At 41.5% G+C, this 12301-nt stretch carries 10 protein-coding genes; all 10 read right to left on the reverse strand.

Features of this window, described 5'->3' with window-relative positions; genetic code table 11:
- Positions 1-2 precede the first annotated feature (2 nt).
- Genes asnB (BLQ81_RS11330) through BLQ81_RS11375 form a run of 10 tightly spaced genes read right to left on the reverse strand, consistent with a single transcriptional unit; the run spans position 3 to position 12240 of the window.
- Complete coding sequence (gene asnB / locus BLQ81_RS11330; protein WP_092730072.1) at positions 3-1874, reverse strand: asparagine synthase (glutamine-hydrolyzing); 1872 nt, start codon at positions 1872-1874, stop codon at positions 3-5.
- Positions 1875-3011, reverse strand: a complete 1137-nt coding sequence (locus BLQ81_RS11335) for a glycosyltransferase family protein (protein WP_092730073.1) — start codon at positions 3009-3011, stop codon at positions 1875-1877.
- A gap of 22 nt (positions 3012-3033) precedes the next feature.
- A complete protein-coding gene (locus BLQ81_RS11340) occupies positions 3034-3933 on the reverse strand; it encodes an NAD-dependent epimerase/dehydratase family protein (protein ID WP_092730074.1) in 900 nt (299 codons plus the stop codon).
- The gene (locus tag BLQ81_RS11345) at positions 3926-5362 is read right to left on the reverse strand and encodes a flippase (RefSeq protein WP_092730075.1); all 1437 of its coding nucleotides are present in this window, start codon (positions 5360-5362) and stop codon (positions 3926-3928) included. The genes BLQ81_RS11340 and BLQ81_RS11345 overlap by 8 nt, the downstream gene beginning before the upstream one ends.
- Positions 5359-6651, reverse strand: a complete 1293-nt coding sequence (locus BLQ81_RS11350; RefSeq protein WP_092730076.1) for a glycosyltransferase family protein — start codon at positions 6649-6651, stop codon at positions 5359-5361. The genes BLQ81_RS11345 and BLQ81_RS11350 overlap by 4 nt, the downstream gene beginning before the upstream one ends.
- A gap of 13 nt (positions 6652-6664) precedes the next feature.
- A complete protein-coding gene (locus tag BLQ81_RS11355) occupies positions 6665-7210 on the reverse strand; it encodes an acyltransferase (protein ID WP_217636662.1) in 546 nt (181 codons plus the stop codon).
- The gene (gene asnB, locus BLQ81_RS11360; RefSeq protein ID WP_092730077.1) at positions 7207-9099 is read right to left on the reverse strand and encodes an asparagine synthase (glutamine-hydrolyzing); all 1893 of its coding nucleotides are present in this window, start codon (positions 9097-9099) and stop codon (positions 7207-7209) included. Before asnB (BLQ81_RS11360) ends, BLQ81_RS11355 begins: the two co-directional genes overlap by 4 nt.
- Before the next feature lie 4 nt (positions 9100-9103).
- Entirely contained in the window at positions 9104-10252 is a 1149-nt protein-coding gene (locus tag BLQ81_RS11365; RefSeq protein ID WP_092730078.1) for a DegT/DnrJ/EryC1/StrS family aminotransferase, read from the reverse strand.
- Between the two features lie 29 nt (positions 10253-10281).
- Complete coding sequence (locus tag BLQ81_RS11370) at positions 10282-11262, reverse strand: NAD-dependent epimerase/dehydratase family protein (protein ID WP_092730079.1); 981 nt, start codon at positions 11260-11262, stop codon at positions 10282-10284.
- A 12-nt stretch (positions 11263-11274) separates the two neighbouring features.
- On the reverse strand, positions 11275-12240 hold the full coding sequence (locus tag BLQ81_RS11375; protein ID WP_092730080.1) for a Gfo/Idh/MocA family protein: 966 nt from the start codon (positions 12238-12240) through the stop codon (positions 11275-11277).
- Between the last annotated feature and the right edge of the window lie 61 nt (positions 12241-12301).

The following is a 12301-nucleotide window of genomic DNA, read 5'->3' on the forward strand; positions in this document are numbered from 1 at the left end:
TATCAGAAAAGATTAGCTACCATTAAATGATTCCAGCTACCATCCCCTTTGTTGTGAGCCACCTGCGACTGAATGGGTAAATTCTCCGCCCCTTTTTTCAAAATTCCTTCCTTGCTCAAAATTTCTCTGGATGCCTTAATTTTATCCTGAGTACTGGGATTATCCATCCAGGACTTTTGAGGTGGTTCAAAACCTATTTTATCCTTCCTCCATGCGATTTCCTCCGGAAGTAAATCCTCGAAAGAAGCCCGCATCAAATATTTGGTCCAACCATCCTTGATTTTCAAATCGGAAGGAAGACTGAAGACAAATTCCACCAATTCATGGGACAGGAATGGAAGTCTTACTTCTCTGCTGTGTGCCATGGAATTTCTGTCAGCATATCTCAATAGCGTGGGTAATCCTATTTCAAAAGTCGAGAAATATAAATGGCTATTCAAATGACCCAAGTCAAAGTTGAAGTCGTTATGCGAAAACTTCCGAAAAGCGGAGAAGAAGTCATCTGCCATCAATGTTGAATTTTTCATCTTAGTATTCAACACTTTCCTTCCTACTTTATTGACTAAAGTTGGAAAATTAGCAGCAATTGCTTGCTTAAATCCAGGCTTGGGAATTTTCGCATTGATGGTATTTTCCTCATGGAGCTGCGCATAGGCAGAAAATTCTTTCTCGAATTGATTCCCGGAACGCTTCCGAATTTCATTGAAAAAAGTGGTGAAATAGGGATGGTATCCTGCCAAAATCTCATCGGCACCCTGACCGTCCAAGAGTACCGTTACTCCTTTCTTTTTTGCCAACTCATATACTTGGTATTGGACTAAGATGCTGGCCGAGCCAAAAGGCTCTTCTTGGTGGTAACAAATCTTGTCAAATACTCCTTCCAAATCGTCCATTTCGCTGTACACCTCGTGTGAAGTGATTCGCGTATTTTCCCTTACTTTTTGTATGAAGTATCCCTCGTCTTTATGAAAATTCTTAAATCTTGCAGAAAATGTGTTTTGAATGGATTCGGGATGATCCCTTAGCAAATGATCCATCACACAGACTACCAGGGAGCTATCAATACCTCCGGACAGACTTGAGCCCACCAAGACATCAGATCGTAGTCGTCGATCGACCGATTCAATAAAGAGTTCTCTAAAACGCTCTTTGGCCCCGTTCAAGCTAACCGTGCTTTTTTGAGATTGAGGATTGATTTCCCAGTACTTTTTGATGGAAATCTTACCCTCTTTCCAGATCATGTAATTTCCAGGGGCTAGTTTTCTTACTCCTTTAAAAAAAGTCTGCCCCAGATCCGAATGATTATCCAAAAGATCAAAATGCAGGTAATTGAAAATCATTTCGGGGTCAGGATTTTTTGCAACTCCCACTGCCCAAAACTCTTTCATTTCCGAGGCAAAGTAAAAAGCCTCCTGAAATTGAGTAAAGAAAAAGGGCTTTTCTCCAAATCGATCTCGAGCGCAAAAGACCTCACCTGTTTGGTTGTCATATAGCGCAAATGCAAACATTCCATCCAAGTCCTGAAGACAGTCTTCTCTTTTTAAATCATACAAAGCTAAAAGGACCTCTGTGTCAGAATTGCTTCTGAATTTATAGCCCTTTTTAACCAACTCGGCTTTGATTTCAAGGTAGTTATAGATCTCTCCGTTGAAAGTGAGTGTATATCGATCCAAGTAATGCATCGGTTGGGCACCTGACTCAGTTAAGTCCAGTATTGATAATCTTCTGTGACCAAAACCAATTCTGCCGTCATCACTTATCCAATGACCTGAGCCATCCGGACCTCGGTGGATGATTGAATCAGTCATTTTCTTGAGCCTTTCCTTGCTGATCAGATTCGGGTTTTCAGAAAGAATTCCTGCTATTCCGCACATTTACTTTTCTTTTTCTAGTTTACCCAATTTATAATCCTCCACTAAACGATTTGCAATGGCAATAGGATCATGCCATTTGAGGACAAAGTCCCTGCTTTTTTTAGCCAATTCAAACAAATCCTGTCTCGGTAGTTCTAGGACGGATTTAAGTCCTGCTTTGATACTCTCAGAATGAACATTTATGAAAGGAAGTTCTTCTTTCATTTTGTTTGGAATGTAGTAAAGATCTTCCTCCCTTAGGTAAACCAAGACAGGCTTACCCAAGGCCATGGCTTCCACTGCCAATCCTCCATACCATCCAAAAAACAGTTGATCTACCAATACATCAATATCCTGATAAATTAATTTTGCTTCAGCGTTGGATACTCCCTCGATAAGTACAAATTCAAATTGATATCCTTCGGATTTGAGCTCCTCTAAAGCTGCAATTACAAAATCAGTTCCTTTTCCTTTTCTATTACTTGGAGCATGTCCAATCCGAAGTGGTCGATTCTGCAGTTGCGTATAATGAGGTTTCCATTCTTCAAATGAAATGTGTGAGTAAGGTAAAAACTCAGCGCCTAAAGGTAGTACATATAGCAAATCCGGATTTAGTCCATATACTTTAAAACAAAATCGAGCCATACGTTCGATTTGTATTCTTTTTTGGGAGTCAGTTCTTTCGTTATAATACTCTGAACCCACTTGAGTTGCTGCTGTTATTTTGAAGTTTCTCAGGCAAAAATCTCCCTGCCTCGCATCATCACCTTGGTATTGAACAAACAGTGGAATTTTACGCCATTTCAACACACGAAGTTCAATGCCTTGCATTAGATCCAAATATCCCGCATAGAATTTTCTAAACAGATTTCGGGCCAGAGATGAAGTGGGAATGTAAGGTTCCTGGATAAATAGGGTGGTTCCAAAATTAAAGTGAATAGCATCCCAATCTTGAAAAACGTAGGCCAATGCTTTTAGTCTTTTCCATTCCCGTTGGAAAAAATTATCCGAATCCTTCCAAATAACTTTATCTACTGGATAACCCAAATAGTTCTGCCTTAAAGCCCAAGTCTGACTATCTACTCCCAAGATGCGTAGATGTTTGCTGATGCCTTGCGGGTTTCCTCCAACAGTTGTCGGCAGGTGAAGTACTTTCATTGCTAAGATTTAAAAAAAACGCTCAGTTATCCTGGTTTTCGACCAAGTCCTTTATTTGCTTCAAATTGTCGAAAAGCCTTTTCTCCGGAAAGTGCAGGTCTTTTTTCATGGCTGAGTTATCTCCGATTAGATCCCTCGCTTCCCCTTCAACAAATTGGTAAACGGGCTGAATCCCGAGAAATTCCCCCATGCGGTCAGCGATCTCTTTGATTGAAAGTGTGTCCTGACCTGAAATATTATAGGTAGCGCTTTTGTGCTTTGCAAATGAAGCAACTGTGGCCGCCGCAGCATCTTCTACATGAATCGGGTTAATTCGGATGCCCTTTTCTCCCTGTAATAAAATTGGTTTTTGACTAACTATGCTGTCCATCAGACGGGGGATTAACATCCCTTTCTTTTGATTTGGACCATAAATGAAAAAATACCTGAGTACGCTGACCTGAAAAACCGAAGAATAACTTTGAGACAATACCTCACCGGAAAGTTTACTTCCCAAATAATATCCCAATTGTCCAGGAGGAACAATTGCGGAATTTTCGTGAAATGCATGCTCCCCATTTCCATAAACTCCACCCGAAGAAGCGTATATGAATGATTTTAATCCAACTTTTACGCCATAGTCGAGCAATTTTGCAGTGGAGGCTATATTGACTTGAAACACACTCAGTGCTTTTGCAGGGAAATCCCTGAAATGGGCAGATTGTGCCAAATGGATTATCACCTCTACTTTTTCAGGAAGAATTTCCAAAGACCAATTTGTCTCAAGGTCTATCGGAATATAATTCATTTCTTCGAGAGGTATTTTGGGAAGAGAATGGACTATTCCAAAAACTTGATGTCCAGTTTGAATCAATAAATTACAAACTTCCCGTCCGAGAAGTCCATTGGCACCTGTGACTAAAACACTTGTTTTTTTAGACATTTTTAAAATTCTTAATAGGCAATAAAAACCATCCAAATCCCACAAAACTGGCAAGAATTCCAAGTTTCAATACTATTGATTTCCACTCTATCGAAGCATTTTGCATTAAAAAAGAAAGAACAAGTACAATCCCCATCAAAGAAATCAAGACCATCAGCCGATTGTAGGAAATATGAATGGGATGATACCGCTGAGTGAAGAAAAAATACCCAAGGGAAAGAAAAAGGTAAGATAAAGCTGTCGCTATAGCTGCTCCCAATGCTCCGAAAATGGGAATTAAAAACCAATTGAATCCAAAATTAACCCCGGCAGTAATCCAGGAGAGGTGTGCAAACAATTTGGTTTTCTTTTCAAGGGAGATCCCGATACCGGTAATTTGTTGCGATGCCTGAAAAACAATTGCAAATCCCAAAATTGCCATCGGTAAAGCACTCTTCAAATAATCATTACCCATGATGAAATGGATGATTTCACCGGAAAACAAGGCAAGCCCACCTGCAAGTGCCGCTATGGAAAAAACCAAAAGTATGAGCACATCACCATAGATTTTTCGGTATTTCTCCGGATTGTCGGTACGGATTTTTATTGCCACCGGACTCCATGCCTGACCAAATGCTGCTGATACAAACAAAATGACGGATGCAAATCGGAATGATACGGAATAGATGCCAACCTCTTCCACCGTTGTTATGGAAGCAAGCATCCAACGGTCCTGGGAGGAGAAAATCCAGTACGCCAAGGAGGAAAAAATAAAGGGATAGCCGAACTCAATTAACTCCTTCGACCATTTCTTGGAAACCTTCCCGATCGAAAAATCTTTCCGAATAAAATTCAGAGCCATAGGCAAAACCAAGAGAACAACAATAGCTTGGGCACCCAGCAAACCGTCAATACCCAAAGCCAAGGATACGACCATATAAAGTCCTGCCAAGGCGGAAAGTACTCTCGAAGTCATTGAAATGATCAAAAACTTCCAGGGAGAAAATTGAAGTCGGATCACATCCAGGATAAACTGAGTCCATTGTGTTCCGCCCATCAGAAGCAATGCCGCTGTCAGGCCAAAATTGGAAAAAGGAATCACTTCTATTTTCCAAAAAACTTTTGTAGACATCACTCCGATAAAAGTGATAATTAAAACACTTGTGACAGTAAAAAAAAGTGTCACCAAACCCGAGGATACAATCTCTTTCCTCCTGTTTTCAGTGACATCCGTGTCCCAATAAAAGCGTTGAACAGCGTTGTTAAGCCCGAAATTTGCAATCACTCCGAGTAAAGCCGAAGAAGTGAGGATCAATTCAAGAAAACCGAACGATTCAGGTGAAAGAGCTTTGGCAATAAATGGAAAAGTGAAAAAGCTGATGATCTTGGAAATCAAATCAGCACCACCATAGATTGCAGAATCTTTGGCTAATTGCCTGATTACATTCAATCTACGATTCTGTTTTTAACTAAGGGATGGACAATCTTTGGACTCCTGTTGGGATACTCCCCGAGGAGAGGATGAAAAAGATTGATCAGTGATTCCCGATTTCCCTGAAGGAATTCTATAATCTCCCCGAATACAAATCTGGCACTATCCAGACCATGATATTTCTCCACATAATTCCTTCCCGCATCCCCGAGTTGATTTCTCAATTGTGGATGAGTGATCAATTTTCTCAGTACATCTACAAGGTTTTCAGGGGTACCGGATACTATAGGGCATTCTTCAAAATAGGACCATCTTCTAAGCGGGAGAATGTAGGATTCATCCTCCATATTGGAAATAACCGGAATTCCAGAGGCTAGCCCTTCCAATCCGTTCATCCCATGACCGGTAGCAATAAGCTGCTCAACCAAAATATCCGCTTCCTCATTCAGAATTTCTTTTACTCTGGAGTTTTGAAGCTTTTCAAGCAGAATTAATTCAATTTTCAATCCTTCTGCTTGCAATTTTTTAATGGAATCGAGTATAAACTCTGAACCTTTGAATCCTCTGTGATTTGGGGCGTGAACGATTCGAACTGAACCATTTACCCCATCTGCATTACTCTTGCGGTTGGAGGGTTTCCATTGGTCCAAATCGATGTAAAGAATGGTAGGTGCCAATACATCCCACCTTCCAAAGCCATCTGGCCCCATAATTCCGCTAAAAAGAACATCCGCATTTTTAGACCAATAGGAAACTTGTTTTTGAATCGTGTCTTGTTTTAAAGCTGCTTTTGGATAGGACATCATCAAACCATGAATCAATCCTGTTGATCTGATATTTCGATAAACATAAGAATCAGAACCATAGGGCATCACCACAACCTTTTTACCTGCCAAACGAAACCAAAAGCTCTGGAAAAATTGAAATGGGGTATTCCCTAGAAAAAATCCATCAAAGGACAAAAAGAATAAATCATAGCTCCACAAACCTGAGAGAAAACCCAAATAGGGCTTCATCGGATGCAAAGCCCATGAAAATTCTTCTGACAACAATCTGTCCCAGTCTTCCCGCTTATTGATACTTGAGTAAAAATCAGTGGTATAAGTTTCGGAAATAAACCCGCTGCTTTTCATGGCTCGGGCCCAATAGCTATTATTTATTATAGGCGTGGAACCCCATACCAAAGCAGGTTTTTGTCTTCTTTTCCTCAACCCGATTGTAGCTGCCCAACAGGTTGCCACTATAAAATAAAGGGGGATCCAAAAAAAGGTTACTATCGAGGTAACCAACTTTTTGAGGAGTTTCATTCAGCGAAATTCATCATGTTATTAGTTCTTTTGCAGGATTTCCGGCGATTTTACTTCCAGGAGGGAAGCTTTTGTTCACAAAGCTATTTGCACCCACGATACACCCATCTCCAAGAGATACACCCGAAGAGATAACCACATTGGGTCCCAAATAACAATTATTACCAATTGATACCGGAGCATATTCATAAGGTTCTACTCCCCCACTGACTGCCCATCGTACGGTGTCATGGGAGTAAATTTGAACTCCTGCTGAAATACTGCAATTCGATCCAATAGCTAAACGTCCGCTTCCATCAATTATGGTAAAAGGTCCAATCCAAGTTCTTTCTCCCACCTGCACATTACCGAAAACATATGCGGAATCATAAATTGATGAACCTTCGCCAAATCCGAGTTTTTTTGCTCTCTCCCAGCGATCAAACAATAACTCATTAAAGGGAAGTGACCGGTTTAAATCTGACTTGAACATCTGATCCAATTCACCCTTGAGTGTCTCCAATTTCTTGAGTAAGTCCAATTCTTGGGGTGTATTACTCAGTTTTTCCTTACGATTCATTCAATTTTCTCATTGTTGAGGAAAATCCTGCACCACCATTCGAAATTCATAAAACTCCAAATCAGCAATCGGTGGTTGATATGCTGATCAATATGCTCATGCACTATTTTACGTATGTATTCTTGGTTGATAAACTCCGAGGAAACAGTCTTTTTATCCAGTAAGAGTTCTTTGATGTAGGCCGCATTTTCCCCACGGTACCAACTTTCATCAGGGGCAGAAAATCCCTGTTTTTTACGGTTGATAATTTTTTCGGGCATGAAATTTAGCATGGCCTTTCTCAGGACATTTTTACCGTCATCAAATTCCTGATAGGATTTGCTGCGCTTTCTAAAGTCATTCTCATTGATTGTGAGCATCTGCTCAAGATTTCCCAGCTTAAAGTTTACGGGAATCTTTTGGGCAAAATTGACCAATTCATTATCCAAAAACGGGAAGCGCTCCTCCAAACCATTGGCCATACTCAGCTTATCTCCCACCAACAGAAGACCGGGAAGGAAGGTCTTTGCTTCGAAATACAATGAGTTGTTGATATGATCCTCCGGGGTATTATATTGGAGCTTATCATTAAAAGTAAAAACCCGCTCAAAGATTCTTTTGGGATCGGAAAAGTCAACTTGCTTTCGGATTTCGGGAACGAATAGCTCCTCCCGCTGTTGATCAGGAACTAATCTTTGCCAAAACTCATAGTAGAGGTCGAAAAACTCCCGTTGACTTACCGATTTAAAAATTCGGTAATACCTCCACGGATATCCACCGAAAAGTTCATCTCCACCAGTCCCTTGAAGACAGACTTTGACAAACTTGGAGGCCAATCGAGATATGTAATAGTTGGGATAGGACATTCCCACCCTTAAGTCCTCAAGGTGATAAACCACCCTTGGCAAAGACCATCGAATGTCTCCGGCATTCAAAACCTGCTCATAATGTTCGGTTTTGAAATAATTTGCCATTAACTCCGCATCTCTCCTTTCGTCATAATTTGCTTCCACACCCGTGACTTCACTCATGTCAAACCCACAGGTAAATGTGGTAAGCCGCTTTACGTGTTTGGAAGCCTGGGCAGTGATCGAACCTGAATCCATTCCCCCCGATAAATATGATCCTACAGGCACATCGGCTATCATTTGACGGGAAACAGCCTGTTTGAACAACTTTTCAGTTGTAGAAATAGCATCCTCAAAGCTTAAACTTGGATCAGTTTTGGTAAAGTCATAATCCCACCAAGAGTGATGTTTAATGGACTCGGTATGCGCATCAATTTTGACTGTATTGGCAGGCGGTAGCATATTTACTCCCGCAAAAAGCGTCCGAAAGCTGAACATATTCTGAAAGGTGAAATACTCATTCAGTGCCTCAGGATTTAGTTTTGTCGAAAAGGAGGGATGAGCAATTATGGCTTTTATTTCAGAGGCAAATACCAACGTTCTTCCTGTAAACCAATAATAGAGAGGTTTAACGCCATAGCGATCACGGGAAAGATATAAGGCCTGTTCGGCTTTATTCCATGCCCCTACAGCAAACATACCATCCAGTCTTTCAAAAAAAGAAGGACCATAAGCAGCCAAACCTTCCACCAAAACTTCGGTGTCAGTAGTAGAGACAAATTCATGCCCTTTGGCCCTCAATTCCTGCTTAAGTTGGAGGAAATTATAAATACACCCGTTAAACACCACTACCCAATTACCGTCTTTCGAGGTCATGGGTTGGGCACCTCTGGGTGAAGTATCCAAAATTGCCAAGCGACGATGTGCCAAGGCAATGGAATTTTCAGTAAAATAACCATCTCCGTCCGGTCCTCGGTGGGCTATGGCATCTGACATTTTCTTTAAGGCACTCAGCCCAAATGGCTCTCCATTTAGATTATAGACCCCTACTATTCCGCACATAAATTTAGAGGGCCTTTATTGCCGCAACCACATATTCAAAATCCTCACTGCTCATTCGATTGTGTAAAGGAATGGCCATGGAATAATCGTTGGCAGCTTGGGCACCAGGAAAATCAGACGCTTTGATTTGGTATGTTTCTTTATAGAAATTCAGCATATGAACGGCATGGGTTCCGGGACGCGTGGAGATTCCCATCTCCTGCAATTTTTCCATGATTTCATTTCTGGAAAAAGGAGCTTTACTTTCATCTACAAAGCAGGCAAAGGATTGCCAGCCATGTTTGTAATCTTTTCCAAAGCTTGGTGTGCGCAGCCACTCAACTGACGCCAATTCTTTTTTGTAATAAGCAGCCCAGATTTCGCGCTCATCAATATATTGGTCTAATTTTTTCAATTGAACTACACCCACAGCCCCCTGCAAGTCTGTCATTCGATAATTGAAGCCCATCAGATTAAAATCTGGTAGGATATAGGGACGTGGACCATGGTGGCGCTGCTCCTCAGAAATGGAAGCACCGTGATTTCTTAGCATTCCCATCAGATCCGCCAATCTGTCATCATTGGTAGTGATCATCCCTCCTTCACCGGTCGTGATTGATTTTCTGGGATGAAAAGAAAAACATCCGATCGTGCCTAAAGCACCCGCAGGAACTCCTTTATATCCTGCTCCCGCTGCACAGGCTCCATCTTCGACCAAAGGAATAGCCCCTGCAATTTTCTTAATCTCATCCATATCAGCACATAAGCCGAACAAATGGACAGGAATAATCGCTTTGGTTTTGGATGTAATTCTTTTTTTGAGATCGACCGGATCAATATTAAAAGTCACTGGATCCACATCTGCAAAGACAACTTTAGCTCCGCAATAGAGGACAACGTTGGCGGTAGAAACCCATGTGAATGCAGGAACAATTACCTCATCTCCCGGACCAATCCCCAATGCGACCAAAGCCAAATGCAGGGCAGTAGTCGCGCTGGTCACTGCTAAGGCATGTTTAACCTGATGACGTTCTGCAAAGATTTTTTCAAATTCACGCACCTTTGGACCACTGGTTATCCAACCACTCATCAGAGGCTCTTTAGTGGCCTCCCACTCTTCAATTCCAGTCATAGGTAGCGAAATGGGTATATTTCGCTTTTCTGTTAAATTCATCAGTTCTGAATTATCTGTTTATTAATTAATCAGCCTCTATCCACTCCTGTGGTAATCCTCCATTCAATCAGTTTGAGTAATCCTTCTCTCAAGCCGTAGTGGTAAAGGAAACCCAATTCTTCCTCTGCTTTCTTTCTGGAACCAATTCTGTTTTGAACCAATGCTCTGGCATCATCAGCAGAATAAGGCTTATATATCACTTCCAAATTAGAATTTTTCAATTCCAAAATTAGATTGCATAGCTCACGAATGGAGGTTTGGACTTCCGTACCTACATTGTACATGCCAAATTTCGTGTTGCTTTTCAAAGCTTGAACATTGCATCTGGCGACATCCTCTACGTAGATAAAATCATAGGCTTGACTACCGTCCCCATTGATGGTGGGCGGTTCATTGGCTTCGATCTTATTGAGCATGATCGGAACCACACCTGTGTACGCTGCGGTTTGGTCTTGATGCGGGCCGTAGACATTCATATATCTCAGACCAATTACTTCTAGTCCATATCGGTCATGAAAAGCAGCAGCCATAGCTTCTCCTGCAATTTTTGTTGCGCCATAGAAGTTTTTATTGTTAAAGGGATGGCTTTCAGTCATTGGAAGTTCAACAGCATCACCATACACAGAAGCAGAAGATGACCAAATCAGCTTTTTGATATTGTTTGCCACGCATGCCTCAAGTACATTGAATGTTCCTGCAATATTCACTTCAAAGGCAGTCCTTGGATAGTCTTTGCAATGCAACAACCACATCGCTGCCAGACATATTACATAGTCTTTGCCCTTCATGGCAGCATTTAAGATGTCGATTTCTCGGACATCTCCTCCAATGGGAAAAATGGTACATCTTGGGTCTTTGAGCTGTTCTTGCAAATAATCTTTTTTACCTCTGGCAAAATTATCATATACAACCACCTCAGCCACGGCTTCTTTCAACAGCTCGGAAACAACAAAACTGCCGATAAATCCGGCACCACCGATCACAAGGATTTTTGAATCTTTCAATTCCATATTCTATTCAGATTAATTTTCAAATGGATGCTTTGCCAACTCACCAGCGGCGAGAGGATGATAATTGCCTTTGAGGCCTAAAGGCTTCATGTGTCGGATGTCATGTACCAACTGAATGCTATTCATCGCTTCATCCAGACCGAAGCCATTTCCATCAAGGATGTGCTGATAGCTGTGGGTATGAAGTTCTGTAAACCCATCACTGAATTCAATCTCTTCCCCTTCCATGGACAGTGATCGGAAGGTCCTTCCTCCACGGGCTTTTACCGATTCGGGCAGTGTATCTGCATTGATGCTCAGAAACCATCTCACTCTGGCCTTTTCCAGTTCGAGGTATCCCGCGGCGCGGTCATGGGTATGAATGTGGACTTCATTGGTTTTTACTTTTCCAAAAACCCAGGTAAGCATATCATAGAAATGAACCCCAATGTTGGTAGCAATACCTCCTGACTTGGTTACATCTCCTTTCCAAGAAGTATAATACCAGTGCCCCCTTGAGGTAATATAGGCCAGATCTATGTCGTAAATTTTATCGGCTGGACCATTGGCAATCCGTTCTTTCAAGGCTATGATCGAGGGATGGAGTCGCAATTGAAGAATATTAAACAACCGGGTGCCATGTTCTTTTTCAACCTCTTTGAGTGCTTCAATATTCCAGGGATTCAGCACTAACGGCTTTTCGCAGATCACATTGGCACCCACTCTCAGACCAAATCGAATGTGTGAATCGTGCAGGTAATTGGGCGAGCAAATGCTCACATAGTCAATTTTCTGCTCACTTCGCTTCAGCTTTTCCACATGCCTGTCAAATCGCTCAAACTCCGTGAAAAAATCGGCATCAGGAAAGTAGCTGTCCATCACTCCCACGCTGTCAAACTTATCATAAGCAGCCAAAAGTTGATTTTTAGTATCTTTTATTGCTTTCATGTGGCGTGGAGCGATATATCCTGCTGCACCTATTAATGCAAAATTTTTCATTTTACTGTTGTTAGAAATTCATTGGTGCCAAGTCCATCTGAAAAAGTCTGTTTTTGGATGG

Origin of the sequence: Algoriphagus alkaliphilus (assembly GCF_900103735.1) — a bacterium.
In the GTDB taxonomy this organism is placed as follows: Bacteria; Bacteroidota; Bacteroidia; order Cytophagales; family Cyclobacteriaceae; genus Algoriphagus; species Algoriphagus alkaliphilus.

Bases quoted from the DNA above. Each gene is read 5' to 3' on its own strand.
- asnB (WP_092730072.1), bottom strand. From the start codon at position 1,874: ATGTGCGGAATAGCAGGAATTCTTTCTGAAAACCCGAATCTGATCAGC.
- BLQ81_RS11335 (WP_092730073.1), bottom strand. From the start codon at position 3,011: ATGAAAGTACTTCACCTGCCGACAACTGTTGGAGGAAACCCGCAAGGC.
- BLQ81_RS11340 (WP_092730074.1), bottom strand. From the start codon at position 3,933: ATGTCTAAAAAAACAAGTGTTTTAGTCACAGGTGCCAATGGACTTCTC.
- BLQ81_RS11350 (WP_092730076.1), bottom strand. From the start codon at position 6,651: ATGAAACTCCTCAAAAAGTTGGTTACCTCGATAGTAACCTTTTTTTGG.
- BLQ81_RS11355 (WP_217636662.1), bottom strand. From the start codon at position 7,210: ATGAATCGTAAGGAAAAACTGAGTAATACACCCCAAGAATTGGACTTA.
- asnB (WP_092730077.1), bottom strand. From the start codon at position 9,099: ATGTGCGGAATAGTAGGGGTCTATAATCTAAATGGAGAGCCATTTGGG.
- BLQ81_RS11365 (WP_092730078.1), bottom strand. From the start codon at position 10,252: ATGAATTTAACAGAAAAGCGAAATATACCCATTTCGCTACCTATGACT.
- BLQ81_RS11370 (WP_092730079.1), bottom strand. From the start codon at position 11,262: ATGGAATTGAAAGATTCAAAAATCCTTGTGATCGGTGGTGCCGGATTT.
- BLQ81_RS11375 (WP_092730080.1), bottom strand. From the start codon at position 12,240: ATGAAAAATTTTGCATTAATAGGTGCAGCAGGATATATCGCTCCACGC.